Annotated in this window: 16 protein-coding genes; 9 read left to right on the top strand and 7 right to left on the bottom strand. The window is 68.6% G+C overall.

Features of this window, described 5'->3' with window-relative positions; all coding sequences use genetic code 11:
- Window positions 1–47: 47 nt before the first annotated feature.
- From OH799_RS30045 to OH799_RS30035, 3 genes are all read left to right on the top strand, one after another.
- Window positions 48–2933, top strand: a complete 2886-nt coding sequence (locus tag OH799_RS30045; protein WP_406271018.1) for a DEAD/DEAH box helicase — start codon at window positions 48–50, stop codon at window positions 2931–2933.
- Complete coding sequence (locus OH799_RS30040) at window positions 2930–3697, top strand: SWIM zinc finger family protein (RefSeq protein WP_406271015.1); 768 nt, start codon at window positions 2930–2932, stop codon at window positions 3695–3697. Before OH799_RS30045 ends, OH799_RS30040 begins: the two co-directional genes overlap by 4 nt.
- Before the next feature lie 513 nt (window positions 3698–4210).
- Window positions 4211–5017 carry a helical backbone metal receptor gene (locus OH799_RS30035; protein WP_406271012.1) on the top strand — a complete coding sequence of 269 codons (807 nt, stop codon included), beginning with the start codon at window positions 4211–4213 and terminating at the stop codon, window positions 5015–5017.
- Here OH799_RS30035 and OH799_RS30030 read toward each other — a convergent pair.
- The gene (locus tag OH799_RS30030; RefSeq protein WP_406271009.1) at window positions 5002–5199 is read right to left on the bottom strand and encodes a DUF3224 domain-containing protein; all 198 of its coding nucleotides are present in this window, start codon (window positions 5197–5199) and stop codon (window positions 5002–5004) included. The genes OH799_RS30035 and OH799_RS30030 overlap by 16 nt on opposite strands.
- Window positions 5200–5207: 8 nt before the next feature.
- The gene (locus tag OH799_RS30025; protein ID WP_406271006.1) at window positions 5208–5381 is read right to left on the bottom strand and encodes a hypothetical protein; all 174 of its coding nucleotides are present in this window, start codon (window positions 5379–5381) and stop codon (window positions 5208–5210) included.
- Between the two features lie 225 nt (window positions 5382–5606).
- On the opposite strand from OH799_RS30025, the gene OH799_RS30020 reads away from it, so the two are divergent.
- Window positions 5607–5969, top strand: a complete 363-nt coding sequence (locus OH799_RS30020) for a hypothetical protein (protein WP_406271003.1) — start codon at window positions 5607–5609, stop codon at window positions 5967–5969.
- 467 nt (window positions 5970–6436) lie between these two features.
- On the opposite strand, the gene OH799_RS30015 is transcribed toward OH799_RS30020, so the two are convergent.
- Window positions 6437–7255, bottom strand: coding sequence for a sulfurtransferase (locus OH799_RS30015; RefSeq protein WP_406271000.1), 819 nt, complete (start codon window positions 7253–7255; stop codon window positions 6437–6439).
- Between the two features lie 181 nt (window positions 7256–7436).
- Between OH799_RS30015 and OH799_RS30010 the strand changes: the two genes are divergently transcribed.
- Window positions 7437–8648, top strand: a complete 1212-nt coding sequence (locus tag OH799_RS30010; protein ID WP_406270997.1) for a benzoate/H(+) symporter BenE family transporter — start codon at window positions 7437–7439, stop codon at window positions 8646–8648.
- A gap of 14 nt (window positions 8649–8662) precedes the next feature.
- Here OH799_RS30010 and OH799_RS30005 read toward each other — a convergent pair whose 3' ends face one another.
- A complete protein-coding gene (locus tag OH799_RS30005; protein WP_406270994.1) occupies window positions 8663–9469 on the bottom strand; it encodes an SDR family oxidoreductase in 807 nt (268 codons plus the stop codon).
- A 153-nt stretch (window positions 9470–9622) separates the two neighbouring features.
- Window positions 9623–10114, bottom strand: coding sequence for an Lrp/AsnC family transcriptional regulator (locus tag OH799_RS30000; protein ID WP_357265848.1), 492 nt, complete (start codon window positions 10112–10114; stop codon window positions 9623–9625).
- 148 nt (window positions 10115–10262) lie between these two features.
- Between OH799_RS30000 and pdhA the strand changes: the two genes are divergently transcribed.
- Genes pdhA through OH799_RS29985 form a run of 3 tightly spaced genes read left to right on the top strand, consistent with a single transcriptional unit; the run spans window position 10263 to window position 13789 of the window.
- Window positions 10263–11375, top strand: a complete 1113-nt coding sequence (gene pdhA, locus OH799_RS29995; protein WP_406270991.1) for a pyruvate dehydrogenase (acetyl-transferring) E1 component subunit alpha — start codon at window positions 10263–10265, stop codon at window positions 11373–11375.
- A complete protein-coding gene (locus OH799_RS29990) occupies window positions 11372–12349 on the top strand; it encodes an alpha-ketoacid dehydrogenase subunit beta (RefSeq protein ID WP_406270988.1) in 978 nt (325 codons plus the stop codon). Before pdhA ends, OH799_RS29990 begins: the two co-directional genes overlap by 4 nt.
- 30 nt (window positions 12350–12379) lie before the next feature.
- Complete coding sequence (locus OH799_RS29985; protein WP_406270985.1) at window positions 12380–13789, top strand: dihydrolipoamide acetyltransferase family protein; 1410 nt, start codon at window positions 12380–12382, stop codon at window positions 13787–13789.
- A gap of 35 nt (window positions 13790–13824) precedes the next feature.
- Here the strand turns inward: OH799_RS29985 and OH799_RS29980 are convergent, their stop codons facing one another.
- Together OH799_RS29980 and OH799_RS29975 are read right to left on the bottom strand one after the other, a co-directional pair.
- The gene (locus tag OH799_RS29980; protein ID WP_406270982.1) at window positions 13825–14247 is read right to left on the bottom strand and encodes an acyl-CoA thioesterase; all 423 of its coding nucleotides are present in this window, start codon (window positions 14245–14247) and stop codon (window positions 13825–13827) included.
- Window positions 14248–14304: 57 nt separating this feature from the next.
- The gene (locus OH799_RS29975; protein ID WP_406270979.1) at window positions 14305–15270 is read right to left on the bottom strand and encodes an AraC family transcriptional regulator; all 966 of its coding nucleotides are present in this window, start codon (window positions 15268–15270) and stop codon (window positions 14305–14307) included.
- Between the two features lie 67 nt (window positions 15271–15337).
- Between OH799_RS29975 and OH799_RS29970 the strand changes: the two genes are divergently transcribed.
- A complete protein-coding gene (locus OH799_RS29970) occupies window positions 15338–15538 on the top strand; it encodes a hypothetical protein (protein WP_406270978.1) in 201 nt (66 codons plus the stop codon).
- Window positions 15539–15661 lie beyond the last annotated feature (123 nt).

Below are 15661 nucleotides of genomic sequence, written 5' to 3'. Positions count from 1 at the left end.
AGCACGCTGGATCGGCCGATGTCGGACCCGTTTGATTGGATGGGCTGATGCTGCACGGTCTGTGGTCGCCGAGATCCGGGTTGCTGCTCTGGCACGACTCGCCGGTCACCGCGCTGTCCGACCCGCTCGGCGGCGTGCTGCGGGCCTCGAAGTTCCGGCATCGGGCCGAGGTCCTGGTCACCGGGCCGGGTGGATCCGTTACCGAGCAGGTCCGCGCGCATGCGATGGCACCGTCCGCGGCCGCGGCGTGCTTGCGGCAGCGGCTCCCCGCCGAAGTGGTATCGGGGGATCTCCGATTCCTGGCCCATGTGGCGCACGGCGTCGAACGCTGGGTGCGCGCCGGACGGGTCGTGCCGGAACTACGCAGGGAGGACGGCCAGTGGTGGGTGCGCTGGCGGCTGGTCGGCGGGGAGCGGCAACGCGCCTGGCTGGCCGAACTGGCCGCCGCCATGCCCCAGGCCTTGCGGGTGGCCGGACGTCCGGGCGCGCTGCTGGACGATATGGTCACCGAGCTCACCGACCCGATCGCGCGGGCACTGGTAGGCCTGCCCGATTCGTCGCATCCCCTGCTTGCCGCCTTGGTCGGCGACGTTCCGTTGGAGGGCGGCAGCTACCAGCTGGCCGAGGTCCTGGAGCGCTGGCGGGCCAGCCTCACCGGTGACGAACCCGATTTGGTGCTGCGCTTGCTCGAGCCGGACGGCGAATTCGGCACCGTCGACGAGTCGGTGGCGTTGTGGCGGCTGGAGGTATGCCTGCGCATAACCGGCGAGGCACCGAAAACCGTTCCGCTGCATGGTGATCCGAATCTCGTCCGGATCGCGGTGGAGAAGCTCGGCGAGGCGCAGCGGGCCTATCCGAGGCTGCGCGATCTGCCGAGTGATCCGCACAGCATGGATCTGCTGCTGCCGACGGAGGTGGTCGTCGACCTGGTGGCGCACGGCGCGCATGCCCTGCAGACGGCGGGCGTCCGGCTGCTCCTTCCGCGCGCGTGGAGCATCGCGGAGCCGACCATGCGGTTACGGGTGGACAGCTCGGTGCCCGCCGCCGAGAGCACCGTCGGGATGCGCGGCCTCGTCTCCTACCGCTGGGAACTCGCGCTCGGCGACACCGTGCTGACCGCGGCGGAGATGGACCAACTCGTGCGCGGCAAATCCGATCTGGTCCAGTTGCGCGGCGAATGGGTGCAAGCGGACCACAAGGTGCTCGCCGCCGCCGCCCGCTACGTCGCCGCGCACACCGACGATTCCCCGATCACCTTCGCCGACATGCTCGGCGAGATCGCGAGCGGTCGAGTGGAACAGGTGCCGATCGCCGAGGTGACCGCCTCGGGCTGGGCTGCCGACCTGCTCGACCACACCCGCGAGCCGGAACCGGTCGCCCCGCCGATCGGATTGAAGACCCAGCTGCGGCCCTACCAGGAACGCGGCCTCGCCTGGCTGGCCACCATGAGCCGCATGGGTCTCGGCGGGATCCTCGCCGACGACATGGGGCTCGGCAAGACCATCCAGGTGCTGGCCCTGCTGATGCACGAGCGGGAGGCACGCTCGGTATCCGATGGCGTGCAGGTCTCGCTCCGCGAGGCGCGTCGGGGCAAGTCCGCGTTGCCCGATCCGCGGCCGGCGGCCGAGCAGGCCGGCGCGGAGGGACCGACGCTGCTGGTGTGCCCCATGTCGGTGGTCGGCAACTGGCAACGGGAGGCGGAGCGGTTCGCGCCGGATCTGCGTGTGTGGGTGCATCACGGCGTGGGACGGCGGGTGGGCGCCGAACTCGATGAGATGGTCGCCGCGGCCGACCTGGTGATCACGACCTACGCGCTGCTCGCCCGCGACATCGAGGAACTCGGTAGACAGCAGTGGGATCGGGTCGTGCTGGACGAGGCGCAGCACATCAAAAACTCGGGGACCAGGCAGGCGCGGGCAGCGCGGACACTACCCGCGCGGCATCGGCTCGCGCTCACCGGTACTCCGGTGGAGAACCGGTTGGAAGAGCTGCGCTCGATCATGGATTTCGCGATGCCCAAGGTGCTCGGCAGCCCGCAGTCGTTCCGGGCGCGCTTCGCGGTGCCCATCGAACGCGAGCACGACCCGAACGCGATCAGTCGCCTGCGCTGGCTCACCCAGCCGTTCGTGCTGCGCCGTGTGAAGACCGATCCCGCGGTGATCAGCGATCTGCCGGAGAAAATGGAGATGACGGTACGGGCCAACCTCACCGTCGAGCAGGCCGCTCTCTACCAGGCCGTGGTCGAGGACATGCTCGCCAAGATCAGGGACGCGAAGGGCATGGCACGCAAAGGTGCCGTCCTCGGCGCACTCACCAGGCTCAAGCAGGTGTGCAATCATCCGGCGCACTTCCTCGGCGACGGGTCCGGCATGCTGCATCGCGGCGCCCACCGGTCCGGCAAACTCGCCCTCGTCGAGGATGTTCTGGACGCGGTGCTCGCCGACGGTGAGAGGGCGTTGCTGTTCACCCAGTTCCGCGAGTTCGGTGAGTTCGTCGCGCCCTATCTCGCCGAGCGGTTCGGCACCGATGTCCCTTTCCTGCACGGCGGCGTGCCGAAGAAGAAGCGCGACAGCATGGTCACCCGGTTCCAGCAGCAGGACGGTCCGCCGCTGATGCTGTTGTCGCTCAAAGCCGGTGGTACCGGGCTCAATCTCACCGCCGCCAACCACGTCGTCCACTTGGACCGCTGGTGGAATCCCGCGGTGGAGAACCAGGCCACCGACCGCGCTTTCCGGATCGGGCAGCAGCGCAACGTCCAGGTGCGCAAACTGGTCTGCGTCGACACCATCGAGGAGCGAATCGACGAAATGATCAACGGTAAGCGGCACCTCGCCGACTTGGCCGTCGGCGCGGGGGAGAACTGGATCACGGAGCTGAGCACCGACGAACTGCGCGACCTGTTCGCCCTAGGCGCCGCGGCGGTGGGCGAATGAGTCCCTTCACCGATTACAGCGAGTTCGGCAAGAAACTGCCGGTGCGCGGCGGGGTCGAGGCACGGAGCCGTCGCGGCGCGTTCGGGCGTACCTGGTGGGGCAGGGCCCTGATCGAATCGGTGGAGCGGATGGCGGAGCCGGGACGTTTGGCGCGCGGCCGCAATTACGCGCGGTCCGGTCAGGTGGTGAGCTACCGGATCGAGCCGGGCGCCGTCACCGCGGAAGTGCAAGGCAGCCAACCGCGTCCGTTCACCGCGGTGTTCACCGTCCGCCCGTTGCGCGAAGAGGAGCTGGAGCTGATCATCGAGACCATTCGGTCGGCGCCGGGCATGCTCGCCGACATCGCTTCGGGCGCATTGCCCACCGGTCTCGGGCCGCTGCTGTTGCCGACCACCGCGGCGGATCTGGACTTCACCTGCACCTGCCCGGACCCGGGCTGGCCGTGCAAGCATGTGGCCGCTGTCTGCTACCTGCTGGCCGAGCGGCTCGACGAACGCCCACGCGAGATCCTCACCCTGCGCGGCCTCGACTTGGACACGCTGATCAGCGGAATCGAACGCGAGGAGCCGTCCGCCGAATCCGATGACCCGTACGGAGACCAAACCGACTTGCCGGACCTGCCGAAAGTCGAATTTCGCGCGGCCATCGACGATCTCGATCCGGTGCTGCTGCGCAAGGCGCTGCGGATGACCGCGGCAGAGGAGTCGATCGCCGCGACCGGCCTGCGTGAACTCACCGCGGTCTATCGCCTGTTCGACTCGTGAACGAGCGCAGCCGAGCATTGCTCGGTCATGGTGGAGCTGAGTGCCAGCGAGGCGGAGTAGCGAGCAACTTGGATGGCACCCGGCATCGGGGCCGGCGGCTGCGTCCGGACTTTCGGGGCGGGATCGAGTCCGGCGAAGCAAAAAGGGACCGGGACTTCCCGACGCCGAGTGCCTTTCTAAGTCTCCCGCCGCCGAGCCCGGTGCGGAACTGCCCCAAGAGCGCCCGCCCGCTGCCTTTACACCGAACTTCGGGCAGTGCTCAGGCGCGCGGAATCTCCGGCGATCAGCACCGCTGTGAAGCACACCGTGGCGATACCAGCTTCCGCGATAGCGGGTTCTGGGACGTACAGGCAGGCAATCCAGAACATGCCACCCGCGGCAACACGCTGCCCCCGGTGCTTCCAGACGAGTTGCGCCAGTTGGCCAGGCGCGTGGTGCCATGAGCGAACGAACAACAAGCACAGCCGAGCATCGCCCGGTCATGGCGGAGCCGAGCGTCGGTGCGGTGGGAGCATGAGTGATTCGACCGGGTCGGCGACCCCACCGCGCGACGACCTCGCAACCCCCGTGGCCATTCGCACACCCCCGCGCCGAGTGGTGTCCCTGGTTCCCTCGCTGACCGAGGCGGTGGCGCTCACCTGCCCGGAAGCCCTTGTCGCGGCCACGAAGTGGTGCACCCACCCCGCCGATCTGGATGTCGAACGAGTGCGCGGAACCAAGAATCCGAACGTGCCGCGCATCGTCGAGTTGGCCCCCGACCTGGTGCTGTGCAACAAGGAGGAAAACCGCCGTGTCGACGTCGAACGCCTACGCGACGCGGGGATCCCGGTGTGGGTCACCAAGATCGAATCCATCGATGAGGCCATGGTCTCACTCGCCAGGCTCTGTACGGTGGCGCTCGGAATCGGCATCCCGGCCTGGCTCAGCGAGGCCGAATCCGCCTGGGCGCCGCCGCCACCCGAGCCGTCCCGTGCGGCCGTGATCCCGATCTGGCGCAACCCGTGGATGGTGGTCGGCCGAAATACCTTTACCGGCGATCTCGCACACCGTCTCGGCCTGCGGCTGGTGCATGCCGACCTCCCGGACCGTTATCCCCACGTCACCGAGGCCGAACTGATCAAGGGTGTCGACATCGCCGTGCTCCCCGACGAGCCCTATGTCTTCACCGAATCCGATGGTCCTGAAGCTTTCCCGGACATCCCGGTCGCCTTGGTCGAGGGTCGCGCCCTCACCTGGTACGGGCCGTCGCTGGCCACGGCCCGCGCCATCCTTGCCGCGCAGTTGGCCCGCGCTCGCCGACCGGATCACCCGAGTTCGTAGTCGAACCAGATGTGGTGGGTACCGTCAGTATCCACCACCAACCCGCCCGCGCCGGCGATGCCCACGAGGGCGCCAGTGCCGCTGTAGCGCATCCACTCAGGGCAACCTTCCTCCTCGCCGGCGAGGGTGTCGATCGTCCAGTACTGGTGGTGATCGGCGGGGAAGTCGACCTCGGAGCGCACAGGGCCGATCAGGTCTTCCTTACGGTGGACAGTGGCAGCTCCCGCACCCGTGGGTAAGAGCCCCGCAGGTACTGCACCGCCGTCCCCACCGGCGCTTGCTGCCGGTCGACCCGGGACCTCGCCACCGAGTCGTCGGTCGGCCGGTTGGTGAGGTCGTACGGAATAACGTGGGGGTGATCCATGCAGACTTCGTGGTTCAGGGGCAGTATGGACCCATGCCGACAGCGTGCCAAGACACGCGGATGTGGGCTGGAGGTAGCGGTACTGCGTGCACGGTGAAGCGTCTTCGACCTGGATGAGATGGACGTATCACTACCCATGGGCACCAGTTTCGGAACATACTGGAATATCCGCCGGTCATCGCAGAAGAATCGCAGCTTGCTGTCAACGGAAGCGGAGGAAGCAGCATGACGATTCTGCTCCAGGTTCTCGAGCAAAGCTTCACCCCGACAACCCCATGGGAGCGGCGCAAATTCACCTTTGTGCACGCCGACAAGATCGTCGGGATGCGGCTCGACGGGCAGTCCGGCGTGTGGCTGGACCTGTCGCGGCCAGGTGAATCCCAGCGTCTGGCTCGAACCATCGATCCGCGCGACGCGGTTACGTTCCTGCTCACCACCTTCGCGAAGATCGCGGAGTGTGAGGAGCGCGGCGGCTCGTGGCTGATCGGGCACGATGGGGCGCACACCGAATCGATCTCGGCCACGCGGTTCCCACCCCGGGCGAGCCAGGTCGCCGACGACGATCTGCTCGCCCGCGCCTGGTTGTGAGGGCGCTTCGCAACTGACATCCCGGCCCTCGAATGTCGTTCACTGCCGGTACATCTGGCTTCATTCGTCGGTGGCTCCTGGGCGCTCTGGTCGCGGCGCTCCGTTCTGTGGGTGCGCGGAACTCGACACTGTGCCGTGGCCTCCGCGCCGGTCAGCCCCACGCGCGTCGAACTCGACCGCCTGCTCGCCGCCGTCCGGGTGATCCCGGACGGCCGCACCCCGGCGGCTACGACCGCGGCTGCAAGGCCGGCCAGGGATTCGTGTTCGGCCAGGCCTGGACCGACGACAACGACGGCGCTGGTGGGCACGGCGGCTGCGACACCCGCGACAACGTGTTGAGCAAGCAGCTCACCGAGGTGGGTTACCGGCCACGCACCGGCGAATGCGTCGTGGTCATCGGCGTCTTGCAGGACCCCGATTACGTGGTACATAGGACATCGCTCGCGGCTGTCTGTGATGCGCGCGCCTCAGCTGCCCGTCGCCACCGGCCGCTTCGGGTCGTTCGACCACTGTGACCACGAGCCGGGATACAGCGCCGCCTCGACTCCCGCCACGGCGAGCGCAGCGACCTGATGCGCGGCGGTCACGCCCGACCCGCAGTACACCGCGACCGGCCCCGACCCGAATCCGGCGAACCGGTCACGCAGTTCGTCTGCGCGGCGGAACCGCCCTTCGGCGTCGAGGTTCTCGGCGGTCGGCGCGCTCAGCGCACCGGGAATATGTCCGGCACGCGGATCGACCGGCTCCACCTCACCGCGGTAGCGCTCGCCCGCCCTGGCGTCGAGCAGCACGCCGTCCCAGCGAGCCGCGCCGTCCGCGCCGATCACCGGCATGTGGCCGGGGCTCAACTCGACATCGCCGGGCTCGGGATCCGGTTCCGCGCCCGCCGCGAGGGTGCCGACCTCGCCGACCCAGGCGGGCAGGCCGCCATCGAGGATGCGCACGTCCGCGATGCCCGCCCAGCGCAGCAGCCACCAGGCGCGGGCAGCGGCCATGCCGCCGGTGGCGTCGTAGACGACCACCGGATCGCCGTCGCACACTCCCCAGCTGCGCGCACACTTCTCCAATTGCGCGGTGTCAGGCAACGGGTGCCTGCCATGCGCGGGCGAAGGCGGCGCGGCCAGCTCGATTTCCAGATCGACGAACACCGCGCCGGGAATGTGGCCGTCGAGATAATGCTGCGGCCCATCCGGGTCGCCCAACGCCCATCGGACATCCAGCAGACGAAGCCGCTTGTCCGCCAAGGCTTCCCGAAGCTCTCCTGGTGAGATCAGTACCGCGCTCAACTCAGCTCCTCGTCCCGAATCCTCGCGCACCGACTCCCCACCCTACGCATCCGACACGGCGATGTCGTCGTATCTCGCAGTGGCGGCGCGGAACCGGCACGACGCGCGGGAGCGCAATTCAGGCCAGTTTCCGGGCACTGGCTGGCGACACAACGCTGTGACCAGGGGCAATATCCGGAAGATGGTGAACATTTCCGCGGCAGCGACCCCTGCCACCGCAGCGCACGAACCTGTCGCGCCGAAGACCGGGCTCGCTCAGCCGCTCGGCGCCGGTGCGGTCACGGCGCTGGTGGGGTTCAGCAGCTCGTTCGCGGTGGTACTGAGCGGGCTCACCGCGGTAGGGGCGGACTCGGCGCAAGCCGCGTCGGGCCTGCTCGCGCTGTGCGTCATCCCGGCGATCGGCATGATGCTGCTCAGCTACCGGTATCGGATGCCGATCACGCTGGCCTGGTGCACGCCCGGCGCGGCGATGCTCGCCGGCACCGGCGCCGTGGCGGGCGGGTGGCCCGCGGCGATCGGCGCGTTCGCGCTAGCCGGTGTGCTGATCGTGATCACCGGGCTGTGGCAGCGACTCGGCAACCTGGTCGCCGCGATTCCGGTGGAGATCGCGCAGGCCATGCTGGCCGGTGTGCTGCTGCCACTGTGCCTGGCGCCGGTACGGGCGGTGCAGACCAGTCCCGCGGTGGTGGTTCCGGTGATCCTGGTCTGGGTCGTCCTGCAACGGTATGCGCAACGCTGGGCTGTGATCGCGGCCTTCGGCACCGCGGCGGTCGGTGCGGGCATCAGCATTGTCGTGCAGCACAGGCATCTCGACGTCGGCGCCATGGCACCGTCGGTGGAACTCACTGTGCCACATTGGAATTGGCTAGCGATGATTGGTATCGCGATCCCGCTGTACATCGTCACCATGGCGTCCCAGAACATTCCTGGCACTGCGGTGATGAAGTCGTTCGGCTACCAGGTGCCCTGGCGCGCCGCCATGACCGTCACCGGCCTCGGCACCATTCTCGGCGCACCGGCGGGCGGGCACACGATCAATCTCGCCGCGATCAGCGCCGCCCTCTCGGCGGCACCCGCCGCTCATCCCGATCCGAAGCGGCGCTGGATCGCGGCGTTCACGGCGGGCGGGACGTACCTGCTGCTCGCGTTGGGCTCGGCGGTCCTCGTGACGCTGGTCGCGACCGCTCCGACGGGCACTTTGGAGACCGTTGCCGGCCTGGCTCTCCTGGCAGCGCTCGGCGCTGCCCTCAGCGGAGCGCTCCGCTCCGGCGACCACCGCGAGGCAGGCATCGTCACCTTCTTGATCGCGGCATCCGGCGTCGGATTCGGGGGAATCGGCGCGGCCTTCTGGGCCCTGCTCGCCGGTCTCGTGGTCCGCAAGGTCCTGCGCTGAAAGCGTTGGACCGACTATCCCTGCAAGGCGGCTTGGAAGCGGCGCATGCCGTCGAGCCAGCGATCGTAGTCGGAACCCTTGTGGCGGTACATCTTCAGTACCTCGGGGTGCGGGAGGATCAGGAAATGCTCGTCCGAGACTCCGGCGAGGACGACCTCGGCAACCTCGTCCGGGGACAGCACCGCGCCCGCCGTAGTCACCGCCTTCACTGCGAGTTCGGCCTCCGCGGCGTGTTCCGGCGGGACCAGGCCGGTGTGCAGCAGCCGGGTATCCACACCCATCGGGCACACGCAACTCACGCGAATCCCATGATCGCCGTAAGTGACCGACAGCCATTCGGCGAACCCGACGGCCGCGTGCTTGGACACCGCGTAGGGCGCCGAACCGAGCTGAGTGAGCAGACCCGCCGCCGACGCCGTCGCCACAAAGTAGCCGCCGCCGCGCTCCCGCCACCCCGGCACCAGCAGCCGTGCGGCGCGGACGTGGGCCATGACATTGACCTCGAGCGCGGCTGCCCACTGCTGGTCGGTGCTGTCCAGTCCGGCGCCACCGCCGATGCCGGCATTCGCGAAATACAGGTCGACCGGCCCGAACTCGGCCTCGGCGCGCTCGATCAGCCCGCGGATCACCAGTTCGTCGGACACGTCGCCACCGACCGCGACGGCACCGGCGCCGAGGGACTCGGCAACCCGCCCAACGCCCTCCGCGTCGAGGTCGGCGAGCACCACCCGCGCGCCACCTGCGACGAGCCGACGCGCCAGCGCCGCCCCGATCCCCGCACCTGCCCCCGTGACAATCGCGACCTTGTCCACAATCTCCATCCCCGCACCCTAGCGGGACGTCAGCGTCCCGCCGCCCAGATCTCCGCGACCACTCCGTACGGCTGCGGGTGCGCGGTCGCCTAGGCCCGCGCGGCGGCAAGCCGCTGTTGGAAGGCGGGATTGTCGCTCGCGCTCCGCCCGCCTCGACGCGGTTCAGCTCGAGTTCGCCAGCCGATTCAGCAGCGGAGCAGTGCGCGGGCCGACCAGCTCACGCATCACCAGCGCCATATTGGTCCGCTCCACGCCGGGGATCTTGAGGATCTGCCCGGCGATGCGATACAGGTCGTCGGCGTCGCGCGCGACCACGCGCACCGTGAGGTCGGTGAGTCCGGTCATGCCGCACACCTCGGTCACCTCGGGTACCTCGGCGAGTTCGTCTACCACCGAATCCAATTGGTGCTGGTCGACGACGACCGCGACAAACGCCGCCAGTGGATAGCCGAGGGCGCGCGGTTGCACGCGGCGTTCGAAACTGCCCAGCACGCCGCCCGCCTCCCAGCGGGACAACCGGGCCTGCACAGTGTTGCGGGACAGCCCGAGCCGCGCAGCCAGCTCGACGCCCGTCGCCCTGGGGTTGGCGACCAGTTCCAGCAACAGCCGGGCGTCGGTGGCGTCCAGGGCCACATCGGCGGTTTCTCTGGGCATACAACGCAGTATGACATCACAGCACCGGTTGTAATTGAGCATTCTGCCCATTCGGATGACGGTCACTTGCGCAGTTCGCGTTCCGGTGGATGCTGTGAGTTAGAACACACAGTTATCCGCGGCGCCCCGTGGTGAGGAGGCGGTCCCGATGCCAGAAAGGCCCGACTATCCCGTCCAGTTGGTGCAGCCCGACGGTCGTCGAGTCCTCGATCCCGAGCATGCGGCGCTGGTCGCCGACGTCGGACCGGAGCAGCTGCGCGCGCTGTACGAGGACATGGTGGTCACCCGGCGGATCGACATCGAGGGCACCGCGCTCCAACGACAGGGCCAGCTCGGCCTGTGGGCGCCGTTGCTCGGGCAGGAGGCAGCACAGGTCGGTTCGGCGCACGCCTTGCATCCCGACGACTACGTGTTCTGCAGCTACCGTGAGGGCGCCGTCGCCTACTGCCGCGGCGTTCCTCCCACCGAGCTGACTCGGCTGTGGCGCGGAGTCGCGCACCACTGCTGGGACCCGCACGCGGTGAACATGACCAATCCGAACATCGTTGTCGGCTCCCAGGGCCTGCACGCGACGGGCTACGCCTTCGCCGCGCACCTGGACGGCGCCGAGATCGCCACCATCGCCTACTTCGGCGACGGGGCCAGCAGCCAGGGTGACATCGCCGAGGCGTTCGGCTTCGCCGCGAGCTGGAGCGCGCCTGTGGTGTTCTTCTGCCAGAACAACCATTGGGCGATCAGTGAACCGGTCCGCGTGCAGAGCGCGACCCCGATCGCGCGACGCGCCTACGGCTACGGCATGCCCGGCGTGCAGGTCGACGGCAACGACGTGCTCGCCGTGCTCGCGGTGACCAGGCAGGCAGTAGCGAGGGCACGATCCGGTGGCGGACCTTCCTTCATCGAGGCACTCACCTACCGAATGGGGCCGCACACCACCGCGGACGATCCCACCCGCTACCGCTCGGCCGCCGAGACCGAACAGTGGGCGCGCCGTGATCCTATCGACCGGGTACGCAGGCTGCTGGAGCGCGAAGGCCACTGGGACCAAGCATTCGAGCTCTTGGTCGCCGAGCACGCCGACGAGGTCGCGCGCGAGGTGCGCACGGCCACCATCGACCTGCCCGATCCCGCACCGACGGAGCTGTTCGACCACGTCTACGCCACCCCGCACCCGCTGATCACCGAACAGCGGCGGGAGTACACGGAGTACTTGACCGGCGATCCCGACGAGTCCTCCGCGCGACCGGAAGGAGTCCCGCAATGATCACCACGTTCGCCGCCGCGCTCAACATCGGGTTGCGCCGGGCGCTGGAGGACGACCCGAAGGTTTTGCTGATGGGCGAGGACATCGGGCGTCTGGGCGGGGTGTTCCGGGTGACGGACACGCTGCAGAAGGACTTCGGGGACAATCGCGTCATCGACACTCCGCTGGCCGAGTCGGGCATTGTCGGAACGGCCTTCGGCATGGCGCTGCGCGGCTATCGGCCGGTATGCGAGATTCAGTTCGACGGCTTCGTCTATCCGGCATTCGATCAGATCGTGTCCCACGTCGCCAAAATCAACTTTCGCACGCAGGGGAAGGTGCGCGCCCCCCTCACGATTCGTATCCCGTTCGGCGGCGGCATCGGCTCGGTGGAGCACCACTCCGAATCACCCGAGGCCTATTTCGCGCACACCGCTGGCCTGCGCGTCGTCACCCCGAGCAATCCCGCGGACGCGTATTCGATGATCCGCCAGGCGATCGCACTGGACGACCCGGTGATCTTCTTCGAGCCCAAGCGCCGGTACTGGGACAAGGCCGACGTCGACTTCGACGCCCGCGACGCCGTGCTGCCGCTGGATCGCGCCAGGGTGTGCACAACCGGCACCGACGCGACCGTCGTCGCCTACGGCGGCACCGTGGCCACCGCGCTGTCGGCGGCGAAAATCGCCGCGGAAGAGGGGCATTCGCTCGAGGTGATCGACCTGCGCAGCCTTTCGCCGATCGACTTCGACACCATCGAGGAGTCGGTCGCCAAAACCGGACGGCTGATCGTCACGCACGAGGCGCCGGTATTCGCCGGCCTCGGCGCCGAGATCGCCGCCCGGATCACCGAGCGCTGCTTCTACCACCTCGAGGCCCCCGTCCTGCGCGTCGGCGGCTTCGACATCCCCTATCCCCCGGCTAAGCTCGAGAAGCACCACCTGCCCGACCCCGACCGCATTCTCGCCGCGGTCGACCGTTCACTCGCTGCCTGACGCGGGTTCGCCGTAGTGAGAGGTGCCCACGTGGAAAATCGCCAGGATGCTCCAGGTGCCGTGCTGGAATTTCGGCTCCCCGACCTCGGAGAAGGCCTCACCGACGCCGAGCTGGTGTCCTGGGCGGTGGCCGTCGGCGACACGGTGCGGCTGAATCAGACCATCGCGGAGGTCGAGACGGCGAAAGCAGTGGTATCGCTGCCGTGCCCGTTCACGGGGCGGGTGGTCGAGTTGCTGGCACAGCCGGGCGACACCATTCCGGTCGGCGCGCCGCTGATTCGGGTGGAGCACGAGCAGGCGTCCGGGCCGGACGCCGCCGCGGGCGCGGCCGGGCACACCTCGGTTCTTGTCGGCTACGGCCCAGAGGGGGAGGCGGCATCCCGGCGACGCAGGCCAGCCGTTGCTCCGCGAGACGTTTCGCACCCCGGCGGCGACGGCGCTGCGGAAACCGCCGCACCCGAGCCGGTCTCGGGGCCGTTCGACGACACGATCCAGGAGTCCGAACATATGCGCCCGAAGATCGGCGTGACGCGGGCGGCGGCCACGCCGGGCGCGCGGAAACTGGCTCGCGAACTCGGCATCGATCTGTGGTTCGTCGCGGGGTCCGGGCCGGGCGGCGCGGTTACTGTCGACGACGTGCGCGGTGCGGTGCCGGTTTCCCAGTCGCGCCCGGCCGAGCAGGCCGAGGCCGCGCCGCCCACCATCACCGAGCCGGACGCGGGCGTTGTCCGTCCGACCACCCGCGAGGCCCGCACCCCGATCAGCGGCATCCGCAAGCGCACCGCCGCGGCGATGCTGACCAGCGCACACACCATCCCGCAGGCCGGCACGTTCGTCACCCTCGACTGCACCGCGTCGATGGAGCTGCTCGACCACCTGCGCAGCACCACATCCTTTGCCGGCCTGACCCTCACGCCGCTCGCGCTGGTGGCCAAGGCGGTGCTGGCCGCGCTCACGGAGTTCCCCGGCATGAACAGCTGCTGGGATGAGGCCAACCAAGAGATCGTCACCAAGCACTACGTGAATCTGGGCATCGCGGTGGCCACCGGCCGCGGGCTGCTGGTGCCGAACATCAAAGAGGCGCAGACACTGAGCCTGCGGGATCTGACCCGCGAGATCGGCTGGCTGGCGGACACCGCCCGTTCGGGTGCCGCCACGCCCACCGACCTGCGCGGCGGCACGTTCACCATCACCAACGTCGGGGTGTTCGGCGTCGACGCCGGGATGCCCCTGGTCAATCCCGGCGAGGCCGCGATCCTGTGTCTCGGCTCGATCCGCAAGCGGCCGTGGGTATTCCGTGACGAACTCGCCGTCCGCTGGGTGACCACCCTCGGTGTGAGCTTCGACCACCGGATGATCGATGGCGAACTGGCCGCCCGCTTCCTCACCACCACTGCCGGGCTCATGGAGGACCCGCTCACCCTGCTCAGTCGCGTGTGAATCACAGGGTTTCGCTCGCCGGCGGTACGTGGGTACTACTCGGTGACCAGCGCCGCGGCGACGGTGCGGATGACCTCCGGGATCTCGACCGGCTTGCGGGTCTCCGCGTCCACGTAGACGTGGACGAAGGTGCCAGTGGCAACCAGTTCCGGTGCGCTGTCGGCCTCGCGGAAGATGGCCAGGTCATAGGTGATGCTGGAGCGACCGAGCCGCACGATACGCAGGCCGACCTGCAGCTGGTCCGGGAAGCTGATCGAGCCGAGGTACCGGCACGAAGTCTGTGCTACAACCCCGAGCGCCGGCAGCGTGCGGATGTCGGTGCCCGTGGCGTGCATCAACCATGCGTTGACCGCGGTATCGAAGTACGAGTAGTACGTCACGTTGTTCACGTGCCCGTAGTGATCGTTATCCGCCCATCGAGTGGGTACCGGCCAGAGCACCGGATACTGCTGCGTCACCCGGCCGACGATAGCTCAGCCGGGGGCGCGCTGTGTCTATGCGCCGCGCGCGGGGCCCTACGTGGCCACGCGAACTCCCTCCTCCAGGCCTGACCGCACGCGGCTGTGGCGGTGGTCGCGCGGGGAGACACCGAAGTGGCGTTTGAACGCGGTGCTCAGCGCGAACGCGCTGCCGTACCCGACCTGACGGGCAATCGCCTCGATCGTGGCGTCGGACTCCTGTAGCAGGTCGGCGGCCAGCGCGAGCCGCCATTCGGTGAGGAACGCCATCGGTGGCTCGCCGACCAAGTCGGTGAACCGCCGCGCCAGCGCGGCCCGCGACACACCCACCGCCTCTGCCAAGCCTGCGACCGTCCACCCGTGCCCCGGATTGTGCTGCAACAGCCGCAAGGCCTTGCCGACCAGCGGGTCGCCGTACGCGTGGTACCAGGCGGGAGCGTCATTGCGGGCGAACCAGGCGCGCAGCGCGGCGATCAGGACCAGATCGAGCAGCCGGTCGAGCACCGCTCCCTGCGCGGGTTCATCCTTGGTCGCCTCATCGACGAGGATGTCGAGCACCCTGCTGTCGAAGTCGCCACGCCGCAACACGATGACAGGCGGGAGCGCGCGCAACACACGCTGGCTGGCCGCGCCCGCGGACTCGTAGGTTCCGGTGACCATCATCGTGGCGCCGTCCGGATCGGTCCCCCACTGCCGAACTCCGAGACTTAATGTCTCGCAAAGGATTTCACCGTCCGGCGTCTTCGTGACCTGGCCGGGATGGATGACGATCTGCGGTTCGGTCGCCGGATCGTCGGCCACGGTGTACGGATCGGGCCCGCGGAAGATAGCGACATCGCCTGCGTTCAGCTGCCGCGGCGCATCCTTCTCGGTGCGAATCCACGCACCGCCGCGAATCATCGATAACACGGTCAGCGGGGCCTCGTCCTGAATGCGCAACGACCACGGCGGATCCAGCAGCGAACACATCAGGAACGCACCCCTGGCACGTGGACCTTCGAGCAGACTGGCGAGCGCATCCACGCATCAACAGTAGACGATCACGCATGATCATAAGCCGCCGAACCATGCGCCGTCTCATCCAGCGCAGATGTACCAGAACAATGACACACCACCGCTGACCAGCACCTCCGACGTAGTGAACCCGCCGGCCCGTTCGGCACTGTGCTCTACGGCCACGCTGGAGCCCGCCGACGAGGTCCGCCGGGTGTTCGGCCGGGAACCCGAAGATTTCGCCGACTATGCCACGGAGACGGCGCCTACCGGAATCCGGAATGTCTCGGGGCAGTGACGCGTTGACACTAGACAAGAAAGAACAGCCTATCCGCGGGCACGACGCTCAACGACGCGCGTTTCACAGCCGGGTAACCAGGTCGGCGTTGCCCTGGACCGGCTCCGCGGGTGGGCTGGGCAT

This window comes from Nocardia sp. NBC_00881 (genome assembly GCF_045207455.1).
Lineage (GTDB): Bacteria > Actinomycetota > Actinomycetes > Mycobacteriales > Mycobacteriaceae > Nocardia.
The sequence above is the reverse complement of the archived record's forward strand: the minus strand, read 5'-3'. Positions and strand labels throughout refer to the sequence as shown.